21 protein-coding genes and 1 riboswitch are annotated in these 21,858 nt (G+C 67.1%); of the genes, 10 read left to right on the forward strand and 11 right to left on the reverse strand.

The features are described from left to right. The first annotated feature begins 26 nt into the window (after positions 1–26). From ABV518_RS12175 to ABV518_RS12185, 3 genes are read left to right on the forward strand one after another with little or no spacing between them, the layout of a single operon-like run. Positions 27–1,070: a zinc-binding alcohol dehydrogenase gene (locus ABV518_RS12175; protein ID WP_367767340.1), complete on the forward strand. Its 1,044-nt coding sequence runs from the start codon at positions 27–29 to the stop codon at positions 1,068–1,070. Between the two features lie 3 nt (positions 1,071–1,073). Continuing rightward, positions 1,074–1,469 carry a 6-pyruvoyl tetrahydropterin synthase family protein gene (locus ABV518_RS12180; protein ID WP_367767341.1) on the forward strand — a complete coding sequence of 132 codons (396 nt, stop codon included), beginning with the start codon at positions 1,074–1,076 and terminating at the stop codon, positions 1,467–1,469. Positions 1,470–1,474: 5 nt separating this feature from the next. Next, positions 1,475–3,904, forward strand: a complete 2,430-nt coding sequence (locus tag ABV518_RS12185; protein WP_367767342.1) for a glycosyltransferase — start codon at positions 1,475–1,477, stop codon at positions 3,902–3,904. Here the strand turns inward: ABV518_RS12185 and ABV518_RS12190 are convergent. Beyond that, on the reverse strand, positions 3,901–4,407 hold the full coding sequence (locus tag ABV518_RS12190; protein ID WP_367767343.1) for a nucleoside deaminase: 507 nt from the start codon (positions 4,405–4,407) through the stop codon (positions 3,901–3,903). The genes ABV518_RS12185 and ABV518_RS12190 overlap by 4 nt on opposite strands. A gap of 61 nt (positions 4,408–4,468) precedes the next feature. Between ABV518_RS12190 and ABV518_RS12195 the strand changes: the two genes are divergently transcribed. From ABV518_RS12195 to ABV518_RS12210, 4 genes are all read left to right on the forward strand, one after another. Next, positions 4,469–5,230 (forward strand): phosphatase PAP2 family protein, encoded by a 762-nt coding sequence (locus ABV518_RS12195; protein WP_367767344.1) that lies wholly within the window; start codon positions 4,469–4,471, stop codon positions 5,228–5,230. 43 nt (positions 5,231–5,273) lie between these two features. Continuing rightward, positions 5,274–5,909, forward strand: coding sequence for a uracil phosphoribosyltransferase (gene upp / locus ABV518_RS12200; protein ID WP_367767345.1), 636 nt, complete (start codon positions 5,274–5,276; stop codon positions 5,907–5,909). 131 nt (positions 5,910–6,040) lie between these two features. Then, positions 6,041–6,415, forward strand: a complete 375-nt coding sequence (locus ABV518_RS12205; protein WP_367767346.1) for a VOC family protein — start codon at positions 6,041–6,043, stop codon at positions 6,413–6,415. A 43-nt stretch (positions 6,416–6,458) separates the two neighbouring features. Then, positions 6,459–7,139 carry an HAD-IA family hydrolase gene (locus tag ABV518_RS12210; RefSeq protein ID WP_367767347.1) on the forward strand — a complete coding sequence of 227 codons (681 nt, stop codon included), beginning with the start codon at positions 6,459–6,461 and terminating at the stop codon, positions 7,137–7,139. Here the strand turns inward: ABV518_RS12210 and ABV518_RS12215 are convergent. The 5 genes from ABV518_RS12215 to ABV518_RS12235 all read right to left on the reverse strand — a co-directional run bounded on the left by ABV518_RS12215 (position 7,120) and on the right by ABV518_RS12235 (position 11,849). Further along, the gene (locus ABV518_RS12215) at positions 7,120–7,563 is read right to left on the reverse strand and encodes a YdeI/OmpD-associated family protein (RefSeq protein ID WP_367767349.1); all 444 of its coding nucleotides are present in this window, start codon (positions 7,561–7,563) and stop codon (positions 7,120–7,122) included. The genes ABV518_RS12210 and ABV518_RS12215 overlap by 20 nt on opposite strands. Continuing rightward, entirely contained in the window at positions 7,514–8,425 is a 912-nt protein-coding gene (locus ABV518_RS12220) for a glycosyltransferase (protein WP_367767350.1), read from the reverse strand. Before ABV518_RS12220 ends, ABV518_RS12215 begins: the two co-directional genes overlap by 50 nt. 146 nt (positions 8,426–8,571) lie before the next feature. Continuing rightward, positions 8,572–9,312: a hypothetical protein gene (locus tag ABV518_RS12225; RefSeq protein ID WP_367767351.1), complete on the reverse strand. Its 741-nt coding sequence runs from the start codon at positions 9,310–9,312 to the stop codon at positions 8,572–8,574. 5 nt (positions 9,313–9,317) lie between these two features. Continuing rightward, a riboswitch (cyclic di-AMP (ydaO/yuaA leader) is annotated at positions 9,318–9,476 on the reverse strand. Positions 9,477–9,599: 123 nt separating this feature from the next. Beyond that, complete coding sequence (locus ABV518_RS12230; protein WP_367767352.1) at positions 9,600–11,105, reverse strand: sensor histidine kinase; 1,506 nt, start codon at positions 11,103–11,105, stop codon at positions 9,600–9,602. 3 nt (positions 11,106–11,108) lie between these two features. Beyond that, positions 11,109–11,849 (reverse strand): response regulator transcription factor, encoded by a 741-nt coding sequence (locus tag ABV518_RS12235; protein WP_367767353.1) that lies wholly within the window; start codon positions 11,847–11,849, stop codon positions 11,109–11,111. A gap of 661 nt (positions 11,850–12,510) precedes the next feature. On the opposite strand from ABV518_RS12235, the gene ABV518_RS12240 reads away from it, so the two are divergent. Further along, positions 12,511–13,377 carry a winged helix-turn-helix domain-containing protein gene (locus tag ABV518_RS12240; RefSeq protein WP_131133562.1) on the forward strand — a complete coding sequence of 289 codons (867 nt, stop codon included), beginning with the start codon at positions 12,511–12,513 and terminating at the stop codon, positions 13,375–13,377. 312 nt (positions 13,378–13,689) lie between these two features. Next, on the forward strand, positions 13,690–14,217 hold the full coding sequence (locus ABV518_RS12245; protein ID WP_367767354.1) for a histidine phosphatase family protein: 528 nt from the start codon (positions 13,690–13,692) through the stop codon (positions 14,215–14,217). On the opposite strand, the gene ABV518_RS12250 is transcribed toward ABV518_RS12245, so the two are convergent. Next, entirely contained in the window at positions 14,195–15,103 is a 909-nt protein-coding gene (locus ABV518_RS12250) for a LysR family transcriptional regulator (RefSeq protein WP_367767355.1), read from the reverse strand. The two genes, ABV518_RS12245 and ABV518_RS12250, sit on opposite strands and share 23 nt — an antisense overlap. A gap of 72 nt (positions 15,104–15,175) precedes the next feature. Between ABV518_RS12250 and ABV518_RS12255 the strand changes: the two genes are divergently transcribed. Continuing rightward, the gene (locus ABV518_RS12255) at positions 15,176–16,180 is read left to right on the forward strand and encodes an EamA family transporter (RefSeq protein WP_367767356.1); all 1,005 of its coding nucleotides are present in this window, start codon (positions 15,176–15,178) and stop codon (positions 16,178–16,180) included. A gap of 625 nt (positions 16,181–16,805) precedes the next feature. Here ABV518_RS12255 and ABV518_RS12260 read toward each other — a convergent pair. The 4 genes from ABV518_RS12260 to ABV518_RS12275 all read right to left on the reverse strand — a co-directional run bounded on the left by ABV518_RS12260 (position 16,806) and on the right by ABV518_RS12275 (position 21,823). After that, on the reverse strand, positions 16,806–17,504 hold the full coding sequence (locus ABV518_RS12260) for a TetR/AcrR family transcriptional regulator (RefSeq protein ID WP_367767357.1): 699 nt from the start codon (positions 17,502–17,504) through the stop codon (positions 16,806–16,808). After that, positions 17,501–19,537 (reverse strand): YhgE/Pip family protein, encoded by a 2,037-nt coding sequence (locus ABV518_RS12265; protein WP_367767358.1) that lies wholly within the window; start codon positions 19,535–19,537, stop codon positions 17,501–17,503. Before ABV518_RS12265 ends, ABV518_RS12260 begins: the two co-directional genes overlap by 4 nt. Beyond that, the gene (locus tag ABV518_RS12270; RefSeq protein WP_367767359.1) at positions 19,534–20,286 is read right to left on the reverse strand and encodes an ABC transporter ATP-binding protein; all 753 of its coding nucleotides are present in this window, start codon (positions 20,284–20,286) and stop codon (positions 19,534–19,536) included. Before ABV518_RS12270 ends, ABV518_RS12265 begins: the two co-directional genes overlap by 4 nt. Positions 20,287–20,368: 82 nt before the next feature. Continuing rightward, a complete protein-coding gene (locus ABV518_RS12275; protein WP_367767360.1) occupies positions 20,369–21,823 on the reverse strand; it encodes an NAD(P)/FAD-dependent oxidoreductase in 1,455 nt (484 codons plus the stop codon). Positions 21,824–21,858 lie beyond the last annotated feature (35 nt).

Below are 21,858 nucleotides of genomic sequence, written 5' to 3' on the forward strand. Positions count from 1 at the left end.
TCCCGGGGACTAGATTCATCAGCAAGATGACTAATCCAGGCAAAGCACCACAGGCAACTGCGTATTGGACCACGGGACCCGAACACGGCGAGCTCCGAGCCGAGGACCTGCCTGCCCCTGGTCCGGGGGAGGCACTCATCCGCACCCTCTACTCGGGCATCAGCAAGGGCACCGAAATTGTGGTCCATAAAGGATCGGTGCCACCCCGGGTTGCCCGCGAAATGCGCGCGCCGCACCAGGAAGGTTCCTTCCCTTCACCGGTGAAGTTCGGCTACCTTTCGGTCGGCGTAGTTGAGCAGGGACCTGAAGACTGGATGGGCCAAAAGGTCTTCTGCCTTAACCCGCATCAGGACCGCTACGTGACCCCCACGGATCAGCTCACAAGAATCCCCGACGGCGTTCCCGCCCGCCGCGCCGTCCTCACCGGCACAGTGGAAACCGCCGTCAACGCTCTTTGGGAAGCAGGGCCCCGGCTGGGAGACCGGATCGCGGTGGTTGGCTCGGGCCTGGTGGGCGGCATGGTGGCCACACTCCTCCGCAGCTTCCCGCTGGCCCGCCTCGAACTGGTGGACCTGGATCCGGAACGCAGGAAGCTTGCCGACACGCTCGGCGTCGATTTCGCCCACCCCGATGATGCCAAACCGGACTGCGACATCGTGTTCCACTGTTCCGCCTCCCAGCACGGCCTGGAACGCAGCCTGCAGCTGACGGGCGACGAGGGAGTCGTCATCGAGATGTCCTGGTATGCCAACCGCGAGGTTACCCTCCCCCTCGGCGAGGACTTCCACGCCCGCCGGCTGTCCATCCGCTCCAGCCAGGTGGGGGTTGTCGCCAGGGCACGGCGGCACCGGCGAACCAACGCGGACCGGCTGGACCTGGCCGTGTCGCTCCTCAAGGATCCGGTCTTTGACGTATTCCTCACCGGAGTGTCGCCGTTCACACAGCTCCCGGAGGTGGTCCAGCACCTGGCCGACGGCACGCTTGAAGCCCTGTGCCATGTGATCGAATATCCCCCGAGCCCCGGCGCAGAAGACAGCCCGGTAACCACCCACCCCGAAGACAAGAGGTAGCCAGTGTTCAGCCTGACCGTCCGCCGCCACTTCATGATCGCCCACAGCCTCCCGCGTGAGGCGTTCGGCCCGGCCCAGGCCCTGCACGGGGCAACATTCGTGGCGGAGGTGACGTTCCGCCGTCGTGCCTTGAACCAGGACGCAATCGTCCTGGACATCGGGGCCGCCGGTAGCATCATCGAGGACGTGCTGGCCGGGCTCAACTACCGCAACCTGGACGAACACCCTGACTTCGCCGGCAAGCTCAGCACCACCGAGGCACTGGCCGAGTACATCGCCCAGTCCGTCGCCGCAAAGCTCAAGGACAACGAGGACGGCCGCGGACTTACGGCAATTGACGTCACCCTCCGCGAAAATCCCGACGCCTGGGCCACCTACTCGCTGGACCTGACCGCCTGACTTCCGTGCATATCAGGCTCCTGGTCCCCGGAAACATCCGCCACAACTCGGGCGGGAACGTCTACAACGCACGGCTCGCCGCTGGCTTGAGGGCCTTGGGCGTTGACGTCGAAGTTCTGGCCGTGGACGGTTCCTGGCCGGACGCCAGCGCGAAGGAACGACGCCGGCTTGGCGGCCTTCTCGGTGCCTGGGAACCGGAAATGGAAACCACCCCAGGAACGGTCACCGTGGTCGATGGCCTGATCGCCTGCGGCGCTCCTGACGAACTTGAGTACGCGGCAGCCGCCGGCCAGTGCACCTGGGTCCTGCTGCACATGCCTTCACCCAGCCATCCCGGCGGCGAGAGCCGGGCCCTGCACGCAGCCGCCGGCGTGATCTGTACGAGTTCGTCGGCCGCGGGAGCGGTAAAGGAGAAACATGGGTTTGCTTCGAGCCGGGTAGCCCTGCCTGGGACGGAACCGGGACCCGTGGCAGCAGGTTCGGACCCGCCGCACATCATCGCCGTGGCCGCACTCCTGCCGAACAAGGACCAGCTGCTGACCGTTGCTGCACTCGCCAACCTCCGGAACCTCGCCTGGACGGCATCCCTGGTGGGAACGGACGACGCCGACCCCGCCTATGCGGCCCAGGTCCGGGCTGCCGTTTCCTCCTTGGGAATGGAAAACCGTGTGCGGCTGACCGGTCAGCTCGACGGGAGAGAGCTGGAGGACGAATGGAGCCGGGCGGACCTGAGCCTGCTCGTGTCCCGGGCCGAAACGTTCGGGCTGGTGGTGACCGAATCGCTGGCCCGCGGCATCCCGGTCATCGTCCGGAAGGGGACCGGTGCCGTCGAGGCACTGGGCCTGTCCGGCGGGCAGGCGGTCAGGACTGACGGCGACAGCGCAACGCCAGGTCCCGCCGTCGGACTGCCCGGTGCCGCCGTCGGACTGCCAGGTCCCGCCGTCGGACTGCCCGGTGCCGCCGTCGGACTCGAGGTCCCAGAAAACGGCGAAGCGGACGTGCTCGCCGCGGTGATCCGGCAATGGCTGTCGGAACCTCCGCTCCGAGCCCGTTGGCGGGCCGCGGCACTTGACGCCCGGGACAGGTTGCCCCGATGGGATCACACTGCCCGGACTGTCCTGGACATCCTCGGGGGAACAGCTGAGGGGAAGCCTACCGCCGCTGGGATCACAGGTGCACAATGGGGCATGACCACGCACGCGTCCTCCGCCGTCGGCCTGAGCCCCCAGGCTCCGGAGCCGCAGCTGCTCACGCCCGAGCTGCTCCGGGCCTGGGCCTGGCATAAACAGGGCCTCGACGGCACGCTGCAGGGCGCAGACCCCGCCGACGTGTTCACCACGGCAGGGTGGGCCCGTTCAGTCGGCGGCGCTAACCCCTACCTCACGCTCTTTGCCCGCGCCGGAACCAGCCGCGCGGAGGCGGACGCCGCCGTCGTGTCCCTGAAGATCCATGAGCTGCCCACCGCCCGCGGCTGCACCTACGTGCTGGGCCACGAGGACTTCGCCTGGGGCCTCCAAATCGGCAGGGACGCCGCCGTGGCGCCCTTTCGGGTGCTGGCCAGGATGGGCGTGGAGCGCGGCGAAATCACCCTTCTTGAAGAGGAGATCCTGCACGCCCTGTGCGACGCCGGCGGCCCCCTGGACCCCAAGCAGCTCAAGGACCTGCTCGGCGATTCCGTCCGGAACCTCGGCGAAGAAGGAAAAAGGAAAGGCGCCGCCACAACCCTTCCCACGGCCCTGGGGCTGCTGCAGGCGGACGGCCGGATCCGGCGCGTGCCGGTCAACGGACGCCTCGATCAACAGCGCTACGCCTACACGCTGTGGGGACTGCCGCCCACAGCCATGGACCACGACGCCGCCCGCAGCCTCCTCCTGGAGCGCTACCTCGGCTGGACCGGCGGTGCCACAGTTAAACAGTCGCAGTGGTTCACGGGGTTCACCCTCGCGCACACGAAGGCGGGGCTCGCCGCGGTCGGGGCTGTGGAGGTTCCGGCAGCGAACGGTGAGGTGCTGTGGATGCTTCCCGACGACGTCGAGCGTCTCGCCGCTTTCGAGGCACCGGCTGGGGAGCAGATCCAATTGCTCGCCGGCACCGACTCCCTTGTCCTGCTCCGGCGGAATTCAGCGGACATGTTCGCGGAGCAGGACAGGGACAGGAACGTGCTGGGCTCCACCCTGGCGCTGCAGGCCGACCTTCCGGACCATCCCATCCTGGACCGCGGCCGGATCATCGGACTCTGGCAGTACGATCCCTCGAAGGCGCGGATAGCTCATTGGTTGTTTGACGGGCCCACCCCGGCAGCAAGCCGGCGAATAGCAGAAGTGGAGGCGTGGATCCGGGACCAACTGGGCGACTTCCGCTCGTTCAGCCTGGACTCGCCCGCCTCCCGGCAGGACCGGATCGACGCGCTCGATGCCGCCGGCCAAGGCTCCTAGGCGCGGCTACGGTGCGCGGCGAAGAAATCCCGGAGCAGGGCCCCGCATTCCTCCTCCCTGACACCGCCGTAGACCTCCACCCAGTGGTTGAGGCGGCGCTCGCGGAGCACATCAAAAACGGAACCTGCGGCGCCGGCTTTCTCATCCCACGCCCCGAACACCACCCGCGGAATCCTGGCCAGGACAACAGCACCGGCGCACATGGCGCACGGCTCCAGGGTCACTACCAGGGTGCAGTCCGCCAGCCGCCAGCCATCATCGCTGCCGCCGTCCAACCTCGATCGTTCACGCAGCCGGTCCGCGGCCTCGCGGATGGCAACCACTTCTGCGTGGGCAGTAGGGTCGCCCAGCTCCTCCCGCTGGTTCCGTCCGGAACCCAGCACGGCGCCGTCGGGCCCTATCACCACGGCCCCGATGGGCACATCCGCAGTCGCCAGGGCGCGCCGGGCTTCGTCCAGGGCAAGACCCATCCAGGCAAGGTGGTTCTTTTCAGCGGGGACCATGGCTCAATGATAGTTTCGATGGATATCCAGCCTTGCAAAGCATTGACGCCGGGGAGGCGACATGGACGTGGACACCCTTAGGGATCGCCTGGGCCGATGGTTCAAGCCGTACGCTGCGCTGTGGACCACACTGTTGGTGGGCGGCACGCTGGTGATCATCATGGCGCTGCTGGGTGCCGAGGTGTATGGCGACGTGGTGGATGAACAGGGCCTGGCGTCCCTGGACCTGCCCGCACTGCAGCTGTCCCAGGACCTCCGCAACCCGGCCCTGGACACCGCAGTAACTGCCTTCACCAACATCGGAGGGGGCATCGGCATGCCCATCCTGGCCAGCATCATCACTGCCTGGCTCACCTTCCTGAGCAGAACCTGGCGGCCGATCATCCTGGTGGGCGGAGCGGCTGCCGTCTCCACGTTTGCAACCACTGTCGGCAAAAGGCTTGTCGGCCGCACCCGCCCGGACCACTCCGAAGCCGTCCCGCCGTACGAATCCTCGCCCTCTTTTCCCAGCGGCCACACGCTCAACACCACGGTGGTAATCGGGGTCCTGGTGTACATCATGTGCCTTCAGTTCGAGATCCTCTGGGCGCGCATCACGGCCATCGCCGCCGGGGTGATCTTCATCATCGCCATGGGCCTGAGCCGGGTGTTCCTGGGGCACCACTGGCTGACGGACGTGATGGCGGGCTGGTTCCTGGGGCTGGCCTGGGTAGGCGTGGTGATCCTGGCGCACCGGCTGTTCCATCTGCTGCGCAAACGCGAGCACGCCGGCCCGGCACCCACGTTCGAACACCCCGTCCTCCGGGACGACCAGACGGGCTGAATCCAGGCCCTGGGCCTCACTGCCCGGATGGTAGTTTTGACCCATGCGCACTCTCGTTGTGGACCACCCGCTGGTCGCCCATAAGCTCACCGTCCTGCGGGACAAAAACACCCCGTCCCCGGTCTTCCGTCAGCTGACGGAAGAGCTGGTGACTCTCCTTGCCTACGAGGCCACGCGCGACGTCCGCACCCAGCCTGTCACCATCGAGACACCGGTGAGCAGCACGGTGGGCACGGCCTTCACCAAGCCCACACCGCTGGTGGTCCCCATCCTCCGCGCCGGCCTGGGAATGCTCGAAGGCATGACCAAACTGGTCCCCACCGCAGAGGTTGGCTTCCTGGGCATGGCCCGGGACGAGGAAACCCTGGACATCATCACCTACGCCGAGAGGCTCCCCGACGACCTCACGGACCGGCAGATTTTTGTGCTGGACCCCATGCTGGCCACCGGCGGCACACTGCGGGAGGCCATCAAGTTCCTGTTCAAACGCGGCGCATCCGACGTCACCTGCATCTGCCTCCTTGCCGCCCCGGAAGGGCTGGCCAAGCTGGAAGAGGAACTCGCCGACGCCAACGTGACGATCGTCCTGGCGTCAATCGACGAGAAGCTCAACGAGAAGTCCTATATCGTCCCCGGCCTGGGTGACGCCGGCGACCGCCTGTACGGGATCGCAGGCTAGGCCGGGCTGAGCCTGGGACCGGCCGAGGAACGCAGCACGGCTGAGCCCCCGGCCGTCTGCAGGACTGCGCCCGGGCCGCCCGCGAATTTCCGGGGGTTCCGGATTCACCGCCGCCCGGTTAGCCTGTGCGGATGGACTGGAAACTTGAACTCGTTTTTGTGCCTGTATCCGACGTCGACCGCGCCAAGGACTTTTATGTCAACAAGGTGGGGTTCAACCCGGATTTCGACGAGCGGCCCATGGACGGCATCCGCTTCGTCCAGCTGACGCCGCCAGGCTCGGCCTGCTCCATTTGCATCGGCGAAGGCCTCAATGACGCCCCTCCAGGCACGGCCCCGAGCCTGCAGATGGTGGTCAGCGACATCCAAGCCGCCCACGACCACCTCAAGGGCAACGGCGTTGATGTGAGCGATATCGACATTCAGGACTGGGGGCACTTCGTCTACTTTGCCGACCCCGACGGGAACAAATGGGCCGTGCAGTACATCCCGGGACGCGACGCCTAGGTCAAAAGACGCCTAGGTCAAAACCTGGGGCAAAATGGGGAGCATGAACCTCCCCGCGCCTGCTGCTTCCCGCACGCTCACCTGCCGCGCCGTCCTTTTTGACATGGACGGCACCCTCGTGGATTCGACGGCGGTGGTGGAGCAGGTCTGGGGCGAATTCGCCGGCCGCTACGGGCTGGACATTGCTGAAATCCTCCGCACGTCCCACGGCATCCAGGCGGCCGATACCGTGCGCCGGTTCGCTCCGGCCGGGGCCGACGTCGTGGCACTCACGAAGGAACTCGGCGCCATGGAGCGGGTGCGGACGGCCGGCATCGTTGCGGTGCCAGGCGCCGCCGCACTGCTCCGGAGCCTGCCCGCCGAGGCAGTGGCGCTGGTGACCTCTGCGGACCGGATCCTGGCTGATATCCGCATGGACGCTGCGGGGCTCAGCATGCCGGCCGCTGCCGTGACGGCGGAAATGGTGACGCGGGGCAAGCCGCACCCGGAAGGGTACCTGACGGCGGCAGGCCTGCTAGGCGTGGAGCCGGCGGACGCCGTTGTGTTCGAGGATGCGCCGGCCGGAATCGCAGCCGGGGTGGCCGCGGGCATCCGGACCGTGGCCGTCGGCCCCAACACGGGCCCGCTGCCGGACGGCGTTCTCCATATACGCGACTACAGCGCGGTCACTGCCGCAGTGGAAACGGACGCGGCGGGCAGGCAGGTCATTTCTTTCCGGCTTTGAGGTCGGTGACCACCTTCGCGATCCGCCTGGCCCGGGTTTCCGCCGTTTTGGCATCCCCGAGCGGCTCCACGTAGCGGCGCTGCGAGCTGTAGTTCAGCGTGGCATAGAACGCCTGGGCGTCAGGTTCCGCAGCCAGCGCTGCTGCCAGGTCGCCCGGAACCTCGATGACGCGCGGCTGGGTATCCAGTTCCACGTCCACCTCGACGGTGTCGCCGGCCGCGACGCCCGTGAATTCCCGGTTGGTGGTGCTCACACCGACCATGTTCTGCCCGCCCATCACCGCGATGCTGCTCCGATAGCTCTTGCCGTGGATGGTCACTACAACGGGCGGACGCTTGCCCGCGCCGAGGGCGGCGACAACCTCCTCCGGAACCTCAATGCCTGCCTTGTTGCCGCTGCCCAGGATGGTGGTGGTGAATTTCATGGCCCAAGTATGGCCCGGAGCCGCAGGACAGGGAAGCCCGGACCGCGGGCACCGGGATCCGGCCGGACCGCAGGTCGCGCCGGAGCCTCCCTGCGTCGCGGAGATAAGCAAGGGCAGTCCGGCTGTAATCGACGTTGGAATCCGACGCGTCGGTCCATTCCACGGCCACCTCGAGTACGCGCAGGCCGCAGGTGTTGGCCAGGACCAGCAGTTCGGTGTCGAAGAACCAGGAGTTGTTGGCGGTGTGGGGGAGGAGGCGCCGGGCGGCTTCGGACCGGATGGCCTTTGCGCCGCATTGCGGATCACTGAACCGTGCGCCGGACACCGACCGGAGCACCAGGCTGAGGCACCGGGGGAGGAACCCGCGCCGCAGTGGGCCCGACGCCGGATTGCCCCTGCGGGCGCCGGTCGCCACATCTGCCTGCCCCGCCAACAGCGGAGCCAGCAGCGGGTCCAGCGCCGACGGCTCAAGGTCCAGGTCAAGATACGCCAGGACCGGCGACGGCGACGCGAGCCAGACAGTGCGCAGGGCATTTCCCCGCCCTGCCTCGCTCAGCCGGATAACGGTCAGGTCGCGCAGCTCCCGGGCTATCCGCTCGGCAATCCTCAACGTCCCGTCCGTGCTGGCGTTGTCAGCGACCGTGATCCGGAACGACTGCGGGAAGGCGCTGCTGAGGTGCCGGTGGAGGCGGCGGATCGCGGCCTCGAGGCTCTGTTCCGCGTTATAGACAGGGACAGCCACCTCAAGGACAGGTACTCCGGGCAGGACATCAACAGGGTGGCAGCGGGACTCGGCTGCCGGCGTCGCGGGCAAGGGGGCGGTCCGCTGCGGTGCGCGTTGCGCCTGGCCTGTAGGTGTCATGCATCAAGGATGGCGTCCGGTGTTGTGAGCGCTTTAGGCCATGGCTGTGAAGCTGCTGTGGAGGCGGCGACGCCAAAAGCAGCAGGCCCTGAACCGGGGGATTCAGGGCCTGCTGCCTGCGTTGGTCGGAAGCCGGAGACGCCGGCTTAGTACCAGTTGTGCGACAAGTGGAAGTTCAGGGCACCGCACGGCGACTGGTAGCGCTCCTGGATGTAGTTCAGGCCCCAGTTGATCTGAGTGCGGTAGTTGGTGAGGTAGTCCGCACCGGCGCTAGCCATCTTCTCGGCGGGCAGCGACTGGACGATGCCGTAGGCGCCGCTGCTCGCATTGGTGGCCGTGGTGGTCCAGTCGGATTCCTTGGTCCACAGCGTCTGCAGGCACTGCATCTGGTCAGCGGACCAGCCATAGCTGGCGAGCTGGCCGGCAGCGTAGGCCTGGGCTCCGGCCGGATCGTTGACGGCCACCACGGGGGCAGGCGCCGGTTCCGGTGCAGGAGCGGGGGCAGGTGCCGGTGCCGGCTCGGCGGCCTGCGGTGCAACGCTGATCTCAGCCGGTGCGGGTGCCGGGGCGGGCTGCGCCTGGATTTCGGCCTTCTCGAAGCTCAAATTGGACTGGATGTCGGCGGCAGCGGATGCTTCGGGCGACGGCTGGGTTTCGCTGGCGGCTACCGGAAGGCTGGACTCAGAGGCCTGGCCAGCGGCACCCACGCCGATGAGCAGGGCACACGCAGCGGTGAACACGGCTGCACGGCGACCCAAAGACGGGATTTTAGCCAGCCGGGACGTGGCCTTTGCGGGTGCCGGTGCTTCCGCTTCAGCGAGCCTGCGGCGGCCGTGGGAATGTGTTGACCCGCTCTGCGGGCGTGCTTCTACCTTAAATTCAGACATGATGAATCGCCTCTCACACCTGCGGAGTTAGCTGTCGGGTTCGGATGAGGGCATCCGGCCACACGGAAACATCACGTGCTGGCTTCACCCCAAGGGCATCAAATGCCCGGGACTCTGGGTCCCCCGCCTCTGCCTGGTCAAGCGGAATCCGGGAAGCGGCAGAGCTTGGCGTCCTCCGGACATGCGGCCCAATAGGGAACCGCACCTAATCGACGGTACAGGAGCCTGGCGATTAAGTCACATTTTGGTAACAGAGATCACGACGCCGGTGCGTTGCCTTGCATTGATCACGAAACCACTGGCAGGCGCAGGGCGAACTCGGTCCGGCCCGGCCGGGACGTCACCTCCACGCTCCCGCCGTGGGCCTCCACGATGGACTGGACAATGGACAGGCCCAGGCCGCTGGTGCCTTCCGACGCCGCGGCTCCGGCAGACGGTGCCGCGCCCGTGCGCGCCGCGTCTGCGCGGGCAAACCGGGCGAAAACGTGGTCCACGAATTCGGCCGGGATCCCCCCGCCGTCGTCCGTCACCGTCACCACGGCACTGCCGTCAGCGGACCTCATCACGGCCGTGGTCACCGTAGTGCCGGGAGCCGTGTGCTTGCGGGCGTTGGAGAGCAGGTTGACCAGCACCTGGCGCAGCTGCGAGGCGTCGCCGTTGACCGCCAGTGGCTCGTCCGGAAGTTCCAGGTGCCAGTTGTGGCCCGGTGCGATGACTTTCTCGTCGCTGACCGTCTCGACCACCAGTTGCGTGAGGTCCACTTCGCTGAGTTTCAGCGGCTGGCCCTCATCCAGCCGGGCAAGCAGGAGCAGGTCCTCCACCAGGGTGGTCATGCGCTCGGACTGGCTTTGAACCCGGGCCAGCGACTTCCGCCCATCCGGGGTGAAATTCTCGGTCATCCGCATCAGCTCGGTGTAGCCGCGGATCGCCGTCAGCGGGGTACGCAGCTCGTGTGATGCATCGGCAACGAATTGCCGTACCTTGGTCTCGCTCCGCTGCCTCGCCTGCAGCGCACTGGCCACGTTGTCCAGCATGAGGTTCAGCGCGTGCCCTACGCTGCCCACCTCGGTTCCGGGGTTGGAGTTCGACGGCGGGACGCGCACCGCGAGTGCCACCTCGCCGGCGTCCAGCGGGAGCCGCGAAACGCGGGTAGCGACTTCGGACAGCTGCTCCAGCGGCTGCATGGTGCGCCGGATCAGGATGGTCCCGGCCAGGCCGATCAGCACCAGCCCGCCGAGGGAAACAAACACAAACGTCCACACCAGCGAGGTGAGCGTGCTTTCCTTCCCGGCGAGCGGGAGCCCGGTCACCAGGACATCGCCGTAGTTGGTTTGCACCGCCACCAGCCGGTAATCGCCGTTGGAGAGGGTCCTGTCTACGGGGCTGGAGTCTTTCTGGAGGGCAAGAAGGATCTCTTTGTCCTGGGCCGACAGGGGGGAGCGGGTGGTGTCGGAGGCCAGGAACCCGGCGCTGTTGACCTGGCTGTCCAGGATCCGGGCGTTGAGGGTGCCCACGCTCTGGCCGCGGGAATCGAGCGGGTCAGGCCGGCCGTTGAAGCCACCCAGCGGCGGGCGGCCGGGGTCGTTGGAGCGGGATGCGGCCTGGCTGAGCTGTTCGTCGAGCTGGCGGGTCAGGAACGAATCCATGGACGCGTAGCTGAACAGGCCCACCGCTCCGCAGATGGCCACCAGCAGGGCCATGGCCACGAGGACGAGGCGGGTGCGCAGGTGCCACGTGGACGGCTTGAGCCAGCTCCGGCCGTGCGTGCGCGCAACACCGGAAAGTGAGGACACGGCCTATTCCACCGGCTTGATGACGTATCCGGCGCCGCGCACGGTGTGGATCATGGGCGGATGCACGGCATCCACCTTCTTGCGGAGGTAGGAGATGTACAGCTCCACGATGTTGGCCTGCCCGCCGAAGTCGTAGTCCCAGACCCGGTCCAGGATCTGCGCCTTGCTGATGACCCGCTTGGGGTTCTCCATGAGGTACCGGAGCAGCTCGAACTGGGTGGCGGTCAGCTGGAGCTGGTCGCCTGCCCTGGTCACTTCGCGGGTATCGATGTTGAGGACGAGGTCGCCCACCACCAGTTCTGCGGTGTCCATGGCAGCCACTCCGGAGCGCTGCACCAGCCGGTGCAGCCGGAGCAGGACCTCCTCCATGCTGAACGGTTTGGTCACGTAGTCGTCGCCGCCGGCGGCCAGGCCCACAATACGGTCCTGGACAGCGTCCTTGGCGGTCAGGAAGAGCGCAGGTACCTCCGGCGCGAAGGCGCGGATCCTGGTCAGCAGCTCAACGCCGTCGAACCCGGGAAGCATCACGTCAAGGACCAGGACGTCCGGGCGGAACTCCTTGGCAAGCTTTACCGCCTCGGGGCCGTCCGCGGCAACGGCTACCGACCAGCCGGCCATGCGCAGACCCATGCTCATCAGTTCGGAAAGGCTGGGCTCGTCGTCGACCACCAGGGCGCGGATGGGGGAACCGTCCGGGTGGGTGAGCTGGGGAAGGTTGTTGGTCATGGAGTGCGAAGTGGCCATGGGACAACTCTCCGATCTGTCGGTTAGCCCGCGCTATGGGCTTCCTGTGCGCGGGCTGTGAATCCCAGCCTAGCGAGCTGGAAAGTCCGCAGCGGCGTTCTGCCTGGACGCCAGTTAAGGGTCGCGGCCCTTCCGGCGACAGATCGGCGGGAAAATTTTTTGTCCGGATGGCGGAGGAGCTGGACATGGCACTAAACCAGGGGGCGTGTTTCAGCAATTCCACGGCTGGTGAATCTCGATGGCATATTCGGGATCATTGGCGAATATTATTCGGGAAAAGTGGTTTTCCAACCAATCGTTCTAGAAAACACCTGTTATTTTATTGGTCTCCCAGAATCGTGATCTGAGCCACATTCTCGGAATTCGTCTCACTATGCGGAACGTTGCGCCCATTGTTACTTGCAAGTTGTCATTGTTACGTTGCACACTTCAATTGTGAACAAGAACTCAACAGCACCTGCAGCCGCAGAATATTGGCCCAGCACACCCGCTGCTGCCGACATGCGCTGTTGTCGAATGCACGCCTGACCTTCATTACCCCACGAAGTTCCTAGGCATTCGCCCCCCAGCCCAGCGTCGGGCGCCCCTCCCCAGATCTCATTGCGGGGAAACCAAGCATTCGAGCCGCGATGACGGCCATTCACATTGAGGTAAGCAATCCATGTCAGTTGCATCCGGATACGTCCACATCTCTGTCCGAAACGCCAGCAAGGCCGCCCAGCCCTCCGGCCTCCGCCAGGGTTTCGGCGCCCGCCCGGCGTTCGCTCCTGCCGCACCCGGCACCAGCTTCCCCGCCCCCGGCTACGCCCCGCAGGGCTACAACCCCAACTCCTACGGCCAGCTCCGCGCTGTTCAGCCCGCCGACGCGGCGCCCGTCACCGCTCCCACCCCGGTGGTGGCGGGCCCGAACACTGTCCGCCCGGTGGCCAATGACAACGTTGCCCGCGGCTTCGTCCTCTATATGGGCATCGACGAGGAAACCGCAGCTGCGGCCGGGACCTCCATCGCCAAGCTCGCCCAGGAAATCCGAGCCTACGCGCAGTCCCTGGTGACCGGCGCCGAAAGCTACGCGGCCGTGGCCGTCGCACCGGCCAGCACCCCCGGTTCCGCGCTCGACGTCGTCCGTTCCACCTTCGGCGACCCCACGGTGAACGCACGCCAGCGCACCGAAACCGCACGCCAGCAGCAGGCCCAGGATCCTCGCCCGTCCGGCGTCCTGATCGACCTCGCCCGCCGCGAAGTCCACCTGGACGGCGAATCCCTGAACCTGACCTTCAAGGAGTTCGAGCTCCTGAACTACCTCGTCGAGAACGGCACCCGCACCGTGGGCCGCGACGAACTGCTCGAGGGCCTCTGGCGCAACGCCGAGGAAGTCCCCAACGAGCGGACCATCGACGTCCACATCCGCCGCCTCCGCTCCAAACTGGGACGCCTCGCCAACACCGTGCGCACCGTCCGCGGCCAGGGCTACCGCTTCTACGAGCACCCGGAAGTTGTTGTCTGGGCCGCTCCGGAATACTCGATCTAGTCAAACTTCAGCACCGCCAAAAGGCGGCACGATCCCTCTGCGCCTGCGCTCGTACCTCACGCAACAACGGCGCTTCCGGGATGTGCCGCCTTTTCGCGTTCAGTCCGGGCTCGTGAGCATTGGCCTCCGCGGCTGATGGGGACGCGGCCCTGCGGTGTCACGCCGGGCATGCTTTTGGGTTCGGTTTCCTCGGCCGGGCTTGCCTTTGCGCGTGTCTGGGCCTTTCGTGCGGCCGAAACCATGCTCTGCGTGACGCGTTCGCTGATGTTCGACGGCGGCGCCGCTGGCGTGTGTGGGCGCTAGGCTTGGGGCATGAGTGACCACCACATCAAGCGCCTGGTGATTATGCGCCATTCCAAGGCTGACTGGCCGGGCGGGGTTGCCGATCACGAACGGCCGCTGGAAGAGCGCGGGCACCGCGAGGCGCCCCTGGCGGGGAGGTGGCTCCTCAAGCACGGCATTGTCCCCGACTTCATCCTGTGTTCCAGCGCCCTCAGGACACGCCAGACGTGCACGTGGGTGTGCTCCGAGTTGGGGGACAAGGCCCCGACGCCGAAGCTCGAGGATGGCCTGTACGCCGCCTCGGCGCTGCGCATGCTGACCGTGGTCAACCATGTGCCGGACACCGTCACCACGCTGATGCTCATCTCGCACATGCCAGGGGTCCAGGACCTTGCCATGCACCTCGCCTCGCGGGACTCCGACCACGATGCCTACATGGACGCCGCCACCAGGTATCCCACCAGCGCCCTCACGGTCCTGGAAACCGAAAAAACCTGGGCGGAACTCGACGGGCAGGACGCCCGGATCACCAAGTTCAAGGTTCCGCGCGCGCACTGACCTCACGCAGCAGCCCGGCCACGTACTGGATGCCCGGACTCGCCGTCATGGTCCGGCGGTAAACCATCCCCACCTGCCTGACCTGCGCGGGGTTCACCAGGGGCACGGTAACTACGTCCGGGGGCAGTGCGGGCCGGCCCAGCCGGGGGACCAGCGCCACTACGGCTCCCTGCTCCACCAGGGCAATGTGCGTTGCAAAGTCGGGATCATAGACGCGGATGTCCGGCACCCGGCCAAGGTCGGCGAAGATCCGCAGCAGGGCCTCGTTGCAGATGGCGCCGTGCGGCGTGCTGATCCACCTCTCATCCACGAGGTCCGCCGGTTCCACCTGGCTGCGTCCAGCCAAGGGATGGCTGCGGTGCACCAGCAGGTCAGCCATGTCCTCGCACAGCCACTCGAGCGTCATATGCTCCGGGATCACCAGCGGGACGGAATTCCAGTTGTGCACCACACCGAGGTCCGCTTCACCGTTGGCCACCCGCGCCACGGCTTCCCGCGGATCCTCGGCCAGGACGCTGACCTCCAGGTCCGCGCCGGAAGAAGCCAGCCGTCCGAGCAGCGGTCCGACGAGGCCCCGGCAGGCGGTGGAAAAGGAAACAACCTTCAGGTGCCCGGTCGGTTTGGCCGGATCCGCCAACAGCGTGGATTCAAGTTCCTCGAGCTCCGACAGGATGCGCCGGCCGTAGGCCGCGAGGGTCAGTCCCCGCTCGGTCAGCAGCACTCCGCGGCCGCGGCGTTCCAGTACCGCGAATCCGGTCTGCTTTTCCAGCTTCTTGATCTGCTGCGAGACGGCGGAGGGGCTGAAGCCCATGATCTCGGATGCGGCGATGACGGATCCGTGCTGTTCAATGGCCGCCAGGGCCCGGAGTGAGCCGATCTCAATCATGAAGCAAATGTACATGATGATGCGTTGAATTCAACGCTGGTGCTTCATTGGCAATAATGCCAGAGTGGGACCGTGAACCTCCGTCACTCCCTCCTTGCCGCCCTGGTCGCCGTCCTCTGGGGCCTGAACTTCGTAGCCATCGACTTCGGCCTGCATGCCAATGGCCGCGAGGTTCCGCCGCTGCTGTTTGTGGCCATGCGGTTCGTCCTGGTGGTATTTCCCTGGATCTTTTTCATCCGGAAACCGGACATCAGCTGGAAGGCGATCATCGGCGTCGGGCTTTTTATGAGCGCAGGCCAGTTCGGCCTCCTCTACCTGGCCATGGCGCTCGGCATGCCGGCGGGCCTGGCCTCCCTCGTCCTGCAGGCGCAGGTGCTGCTCACCGTGCTCCTGGCCGCCGGGTTCCTGGGGGAGCGGCCCAGCCGCCGCCAGCTGGCCGGCGTCGTCCTTGGCGTCGCGGGACTGGCCGTGGTGGCCGTGGGCCGAAGCGCCGTCGCCCCGCTGCTGCCGCTCATTATCGTTCTTGGAGCTGCGCTGTCCTGGGCCGCCGGGAATGTCATCGCCCGCCAGGCCAAAGCCGCCTCGGGGCTGGGGCTGGTGGTCTGGTCCGGCGCCGTGGTGCCGTTGCCCCTTGCCGCCCTGTCGCTGCTGGTGGACGGTCCGGACGCCGTGCTTGGCACGCTGGCTGACCTGCAGCCTGCCACGATCCTCAGCGCGCTGTACACCGCCATCTTCGCCTCGCTGGTGGGGTACGGAATCTGGAACCGGCTGCTGGCCAGTTACCCGTCGTCGGCCGTGGTTCCGTTCACCTTGCTGGTGCCCGTCGTGGGGATGAGTGCTGCCTGGCTGGCGCTCGGGGAAGTGCCAACCCTTGCCGAGCTGGCCGGCGGGCTCCTGCTCCTCGGTGGGGTGGCGACGGCGGTTCTCACCGTCAGGGCCGCCCCGCGTCAGCGCCGGGACGCTGTCCTGGTGCCCGGTTTGGGTGCCGGTTTGCGGACCGGGGACTCGGACGACGGCGGCCGCTTGGCTGCAGCGGCAGGCAGCCGGGCGGGTGCGCGGGAACCGGATGCGCCCTGACCGGAAGCGCCCTGACCGGAAGCCCGCGCGGCGGATGTTCGCTGGGCGGCACTGCGTTGCGCAGCTGCACGTTGCTGGGCGGCGCCCCCAGCAGCGATGCGACCGGCAGCCGTGCCCCGGGCAGCTGCGGCCCTGGCGGCCGGCCGGCGCGCAGCGGGAGCGGGCCGGCGCTTGGCCGGTGAGGGCTTGCGCCGTCCGTCGCCCAGGCGCCCGCCCGAAGGCCATACCGCTCCAAGGAACAGGACCATCAGCGTGGACACGGCGGATGCTGCGGCCCAGTAGAAGTAGTTGTCCGGATCCCCGGTGGGGAGCGGTGTCCCCAGAAACGAGGACTGGTTGGCAAAGGCCAGCTCCCAGGTGCTGAGGAAAGCCAGGGAGAATGCGATCGTGAGGCTGGTTCCCGCCCCGGTGGCCAGCAGGGCCAGGCGGCGCCGCCGGACAAGGACCTCCGCGACCGCCGAGACGTAGGCCAGGGCAAGGAGCCCCAGGAAGGTGACCATGACGGCCTCTTCCAGGGTGATGGCGGTCAGCACGAGCATGCCCAGTGCGGCGACGGCCGCTATCACGGCAAACTTCCCGCTGTTACCGATGTGGCGCATGGGATCAATCATCCCCGAGGCCGGCGCTACTTCACCACGTAGCCGCGCATGATTGCCATGATTGCTGCAACGCTTTGGTCACGGGTGCGTTCGGGGTTGTAGGTCTGCCGGTCAAGCCCCACCACGAAGCACGCACCAAAGATGGCTGTCTCCAGGCTGCCGCGGGATATGGACCGGTCCACCGGGTAGACGGCAGCCACTGATTCGATGGCACCGCCGATCACTGCCAGCAGTTCGGCCCTGAGCACGGCGAACGTGTCGCGCCATTCGCTGGGCGTGCGCCAGTTTTCGCTGACCCACAGCCGGGCGAAGGACGGGTATTCGGCCATGAAATCCATGGCCTGGCCGATCATCTGTTCCATCGCCACGAGCGGATCAGTGGGCGGGTGCCCCGCTGTACCGGATGCGGCGTCCGCGGCCCCGCCGGCGCTCATCAGGCGTGCCTTCAGGATGTCCACGCCGTGCCGCAGAAGCTGCGCGATCAGGTCCGACTTGCTCCCGAAGTTGTAATACACCGTGCCCTTCGAGACACCGGCGGCGGCGGCGATCTCATCCACGGTGACCCCGGCGGCCCCCCGCTCGCCGATCAGCTCCATGGACGCGTCAAAGAGCTTCTGCCGGGTGGCGTTGGTCCGCGCCGGCCGGAGCTTCTTTTCGGCAGGACCCTGGCCGGAAGAACCGTGCCGCGCCGGACCGTGCGCCGGAACCTCCACGGACTGGCTCATACCGCGATCTCGGGCTTCAGCGTCTTGAGCGTCCAGTATTTGCGCTTCCGGACCGCCAGCGTGGACATCGCGGCGCCCAGCAGGGTGTAGCCCATCAGGCCAAGGACAGTGGGCACGATCATGGACAGGTCCGCGCCATAGATCAGGTGCCGCATGCCGGTCACCACGTAGCCCATGGGCAGGACCTCATGCACCACGTGGAGGGGCTCGGGAGTGGTCTGCCACGGGAAGGTGCCGCCGGAGGAGACGAGCTGCAGGACCAGCAGGATCAGCACCACGAGCTTCCCGGGGGATCCCAGCAGGGCAACCACGCCCTGGATGATCGCGCTGAAGGCCATCGCCGCGGCCAGCATAAACAGCCACATCAGCACGGGGTGCGCAGGGTTCAGTCCAAGCCCCAGGTTCACCACCAGGGTCAGCAGCGTTGCCTGCACCACGGATACGGCCAGGAAGGGCAGCCAGCCTCCGACGGCGATCTTCCACGCCGGGGCGTTGGAGGCCAGGGCGCGCTGGGTGATGGGACGCATGGCCTGGATGAGCATAAAGATGCCGATCCACAGGGCCAGTGTCAGGAAGAAGGGCGCGAGTCCAGCCCCATAGGAGTCTGCCTTGGCCTGTGACACGTTGGTCACCGCCACGGGGTCGGCAATGACCTCGGAGAGGCTGCTCTTCTGCTGGTCGTCGGGATTGGGCACCTGGCCCGCGCCCTTCGAGATTTCGTTGGCCAGGGTCCGGGAGCCGTCCGCCGCGGTGACGGCGCCTGCCTCGAGCTGCCCCGCGCCGGCGTCGAGCGTTTGCGCGCCTTCGGAGAGCCGGCCTGCACCGTCAAGCGCCGACTGCTGGCCTGTGGCGAGCGTGGCCGCCCCGGTGTGGAGCTGGTCGGCGCCCCCGGAGGCTTGTGCCACGGCGTCCCTCAGGGCAGGGGTGCCTGCGGCGAGCTGGGCAGCACCCACACTGACGGCCTCGGAGCCAGCAGCCAGCTGCTGGATCTGTCCGGCGTCCGTCTGGATTTTGGTCTTTGCTGCAGCCACCGGGCTGGAGGCTGCCATGGCGTCGAAGTCTGCCAGGATGCTGTCAGCCTGCTCCTGGGTCAGCACTCCGGAGGCGATCAGGCGGTTGTTGGATTCGACCACCCGGGTCCGGAGCCCCTGGTCGGCGGCGTCGAGCTGGGCCACCATGTCCTGGACCCTGGTGTTCAGCTGGGCGTTTCCGGCGGCCACCTGGGCGGCGCCGTTCGCCAGGGTTTGCGAGTCGGTGGGCAGGGTGGCGGTCTTGTCTTTCAGCAGGGACAGCCCGCTGCTCAGCTGGCCCGCGCCGTCGGTGAGCTGGTTGGCGCCGTCGCGCAGTTTCACCTGCCCCGCGTACAGCGCACTGGCCCCGTTGCTCAGCTCCGTGGTGCCCGCGTGGAGGGTGACGGTCCCGTCGCGAAGAGTGGCGACGCCATTGGCCAGCTGACCGGCGCCATCAGCTGCCTTGAGCATTTGCGAGTGGATGGTGCCGAAGCCTGTCAGGAGCTGGTTGGCGGTTTCCTCTCCCACTTCCTTGGCCACCGTGGTGTGGACGGAGGTGGTCAGTTTGTCCACGATGGTGCTCAGCAGGTAGTTGTTGGCGTCGTTGGTGGTGACATTCAGCATGGCCTGGCTGGCCGAGTCAAAGCTGCCGGGAGACACCAGGTTCGCGGAGAAATCCTTGGGGATTTTCAGGGCGAAGGCGTACTTTCCGTCGCTGACGCCTTGGTCGGCTTCCTCGGCGGTGGGGACGGTCTGCCAGTTGAAGACGTTGCCCTCCACGAGGCTGTCTCCCACCTTGGTCCCGGCCTGCAGCACGGATCCGTCGCTGGACGTGGCGCCGGTGTCCTCCACCACCAGGGCGGCGTCGATCCGGTCCAGGTTGCCGTACGGATCCCAGTTGGCGTAGAGGTATACGGCGCCGTAAAGCAGCGGCACCATGACCATGGCCAGGATGGTCAGCCTGGGCAGGAGCCCGCCGGTCATCCGTTTGAGTTCGGAGCGGGCCAGCCGCAGCACAGTCACTTGGCGTCCTCTGTTTCGCGTAGGAGGTCTCTGTCATCCGCTTCTGCAGGCCCGACGTCGTCCGCCTGGATGTCGGGCTGTCCGTCATTCCGCAGGTCGGCGCCGCCGTCGTCGGCTTCGGTGGCAACTGCGGCGTTGCCGACAGCGGCCGCGGGTCCCGTCCACCCGGCCGGGATGGCAGCCACGGTGGCGACGACGGCGAGCGGCCGGCCGCCGTCGGACGCCAACTGCTCAAGGCGGGGCAGCCATTCGGAGGTGTCCGCAGTGTGCCGGTCCGGGGAATCGAGGACCAGGAGATCGGTGTGCGGGTTGGCGAGGGCCAGGGCAGTGAGCAGTTCGATGCGCTTGTCCGGCGCCAGCTGTTCGGTCCACAGGTCCGCAATGTCCTCGAAGCTGTTGACCTTGAGCCATGGCGTGCTGAGCAGGGCGCCCCGGTAGCGGCGCGGGATCAGCGCCAGATCCTCGGTGACAAGGTCGCGGACGCTCAGGTGCTGCTCGGGTTCATTAACGCCGGGGGAGTCGACCAGGGCGCTGGCCAGCCGGCGGCGCTTGATCCCGGCGTCCCCGTCCCAGCTGATGCTTCCCTCCGTGGGCTTCATCCGGCCGCTGAGCGTCAGGGCCAGGGCTGTCCGATGGTCCTGGCGGTCAGCTGAGACCAGGAGCAACTCACCCCTGCCGGCCTGCAGTGAGGTGGGCGGGAGCAGATCGTCCCGCCGTCCTTTCGCATGGAGGTGCTGTACGGAGAGCAAAGATGGCCTTTCGCAGGGAAATGGTCTGCCGTAAGTCTAACCGAACTGACTGGTCAGTTCAAATAAAGTCCTGCCCGGGTGCTCAGAGGCCGTAGCGCTCTAGCAGCCGCAGCCAGACCTCGCTGATGGTGGGGAAGGAGGGGACTGCGTGCCACAAGCGGTCCAGCGGCACTTCGCCCACCACCGCGATGGTGGCGGCATGGAGCAGCTCCGCTACGTCGGGGCCCGCGAATGTGGCCCCCAGGAGCACTCCCCGGTCCTCGTCCACCACCAGTTGGGCCCATCCTTCGTAGTGCTCGGAATGCAGGGAGGAGCCGGACACGTTGATGGGCAGTTCCACCGAGGTGGCGTTGTAGCCGTACTTCGTGGCCTGTTCCAGGGTCCGGCCCACTGAAGCCAGTTCCGGATCCGTAAACACCACGTTGGGTACGGCGTGCTGGTTGGCAGTCTGGGCGTAGCGGCTCCACGGCGCAGGCTCGCCGGTCAGCTCACCCTTGGCGCGGGCGGCAATGGCATCGCCTGTGGCGCGCGCTTCGTACTTTCCCTGGTGGGTGAGGAGGTTGTTTCCGGCGGCGTCGCCTACCGCGTAAAGCCACGGGTCGCCGTCGGGCATGCCGTTCACCAGGCCGGTGGAATCGGCGGTCAGAGCCAGCGGGTTACCGTCCGCGGCGCCGAGGCCGATGCTTTCCAGCCCGAGGCCTTCCAGTGCCGGGTGGCGGCCGGTGGATACCAGGACCTTCTCGGCGACGACGGAGGCCCCGTCGCTGAGAGTCAGTGTGAACGTGCCGTTCCCGTTTTCGCTGACCCGCTCCGTGGAGGTGTGGAGGCGGACCTCCACGCCGTCCGCGCGCAGGCCGGCCAGCACCAGCTGGGCGGCTTCCTCGGGGAAGTTGCCCAGCAGCCGGCTCCGGGCCACGAGGGTGACCTCCGAACCGAGCCTGGCGAAGGCCTGTGCCAGCTCAACGCCCGCGACCCCGCCACCGATGACTGCGAGGCGTTCGGGCACCTCCTTAGCCGACGTGGCTTCGCGGGTGCCCCACACCTGTTGATCGGCCAGCCCCTCGATCGGAGGCATGTTGGGTGCGGAACCGGTGGCCAGAACGACGGCGTGCCGCGCCGCCAGGGTGTAGGTGTTGCCGTCGAGTCCGGCTACTTCCACGGCGCGCGGGGCGGTGATCCAGCCGTGGCCGCGGATGAGTTCGATCCCGGTGTCCTCCACCCACTTCACCTGGCTGTCGTCCTGCCAGTTCGCGGTGAAGTAGTCGCGCCGTTTGAGGACGGCGGCGGCATCGAGGGTACGGGTGACGGCTTCCTCTGCGCCAGGCACCGTCTGTGCCCCATGGAGGGCGGTGCCGGGCCGGAGCAAAGCCTTGGACGGTATGCAGGCCCAGTAGGAACACTCGCCGCCCACCAGCTCCGCCTCAACGAGGACCGCCGTCAGTCCGCCTTGGACCACCCGGTCCGCCACGTTTTCGCCGGCGGCGCCTGCGCCGATCACGATGACATCGAATTCGCGTTCAAAGGGCCCGGGCATCATGGCACCAGCCTACGCCGGGAGCGGTTAACGCAAGA

Origin of the sequence: Arthrobacter sp. HS15c (assembly GCF_040812005.1) — a bacterium.
GTDB lineage: Bacteria > Actinomycetota > Actinomycetes > Actinomycetales > Micrococcaceae > Arthrobacter.

Excerpts from the sequence above, each read along its gene's own strand:
- ABV518_RS12225 (WP_367767351.1), bottom strand. The coding sequence starts at position 9,312 with ATGTCTGAATTTAAGGTAGAAGCACGCCCGCAGAGCGGGTCAACACAT.
- ABV518_RS12260 (WP_367767357.1), bottom strand. The coding sequence starts at position 17,504 with ATGAGCCAGTCCGTGGAGGTTCCGGCGCACGGTCCGGCGCGGCACGGT.
- ABV518_RS12190 (WP_367767343.1), bottom strand. The coding sequence starts at position 4,407 with ATGGTCCCCGCTGAAAAGAACCACCTTGCCTGGATGGGTCTTGCCCTG.
- ABV518_RS12220 (WP_367767350.1), bottom strand. The coding sequence starts at position 8,425 with ATGACACCTACAGGCCAGGCGCAACGCGCACCGCAGCGGACCGCCCCC.
- ABV518_RS12250 (WP_367767355.1), bottom strand. The coding sequence starts at position 15,103 with ATGATTGAGATCGGCTCACTCCGGGCCCTGGCGGCCATTGAACAGCAC.
- ABV518_RS12235 (WP_367767353.1), bottom strand. The coding sequence starts at position 11,849 with ATGGCCACTTCGCACTCCATGACCAACAACCTTCCCCAGCTCACCCAC.
- upp (WP_367767345.1), top strand. The coding sequence starts at position 5,274 with ATGCGCACTCTCGTTGTGGACCACCCGCTGGTCGCCCATAAGCTCACC.
- ABV518_RS12195 (WP_367767344.1), top strand. The coding sequence starts at position 4,469 with ATGGACGTGGACACCCTTAGGGATCGCCTGGGCCGATGGTTCAAGCCG.
- ABV518_RS12215 (WP_367767349.1), bottom strand. The coding sequence starts at position 7,563 with ATGAAATTCACCACCACCATCCTGGGCAGCGGCAACAAGGCAGGCATT.
- ABV518_RS12205 (WP_367767346.1), top strand. The coding sequence starts at position 6,041 with ATGGACTGGAAACTTGAACTCGTTTTTGTGCCTGTATCCGACGTCGAC.
- ABV518_RS12240 (WP_131133562.1), top strand. The coding sequence starts at position 12,511 with ATGTCAGTTGCATCCGGATACGTCCACATCTCTGTCCGAAACGCCAGC.
- ABV518_RS12245 (WP_367767354.1), top strand. The coding sequence starts at position 13,690 with ATGAGTGACCACCACATCAAGCGCCTGGTGATTATGCGCCATTCCAAG.
- ABV518_RS12210 (WP_367767347.1), top strand. The coding sequence starts at position 6,459 with ATGAACCTCCCCGCGCCTGCTGCTTCCCGCACGCTCACCTGCCGCGCC.
- ABV518_RS12275 (WP_367767360.1), bottom strand. The coding sequence starts at position 21,823 with ATGATGCCCGGGCCCTTTGAACGCGAATTCGATGTCATCGTGATCGGC.
- ABV518_RS12175 (WP_367767340.1), top strand. The coding sequence starts at position 27 with ATGACTAATCCAGGCAAAGCACCACAGGCAACTGCGTATTGGACCACG.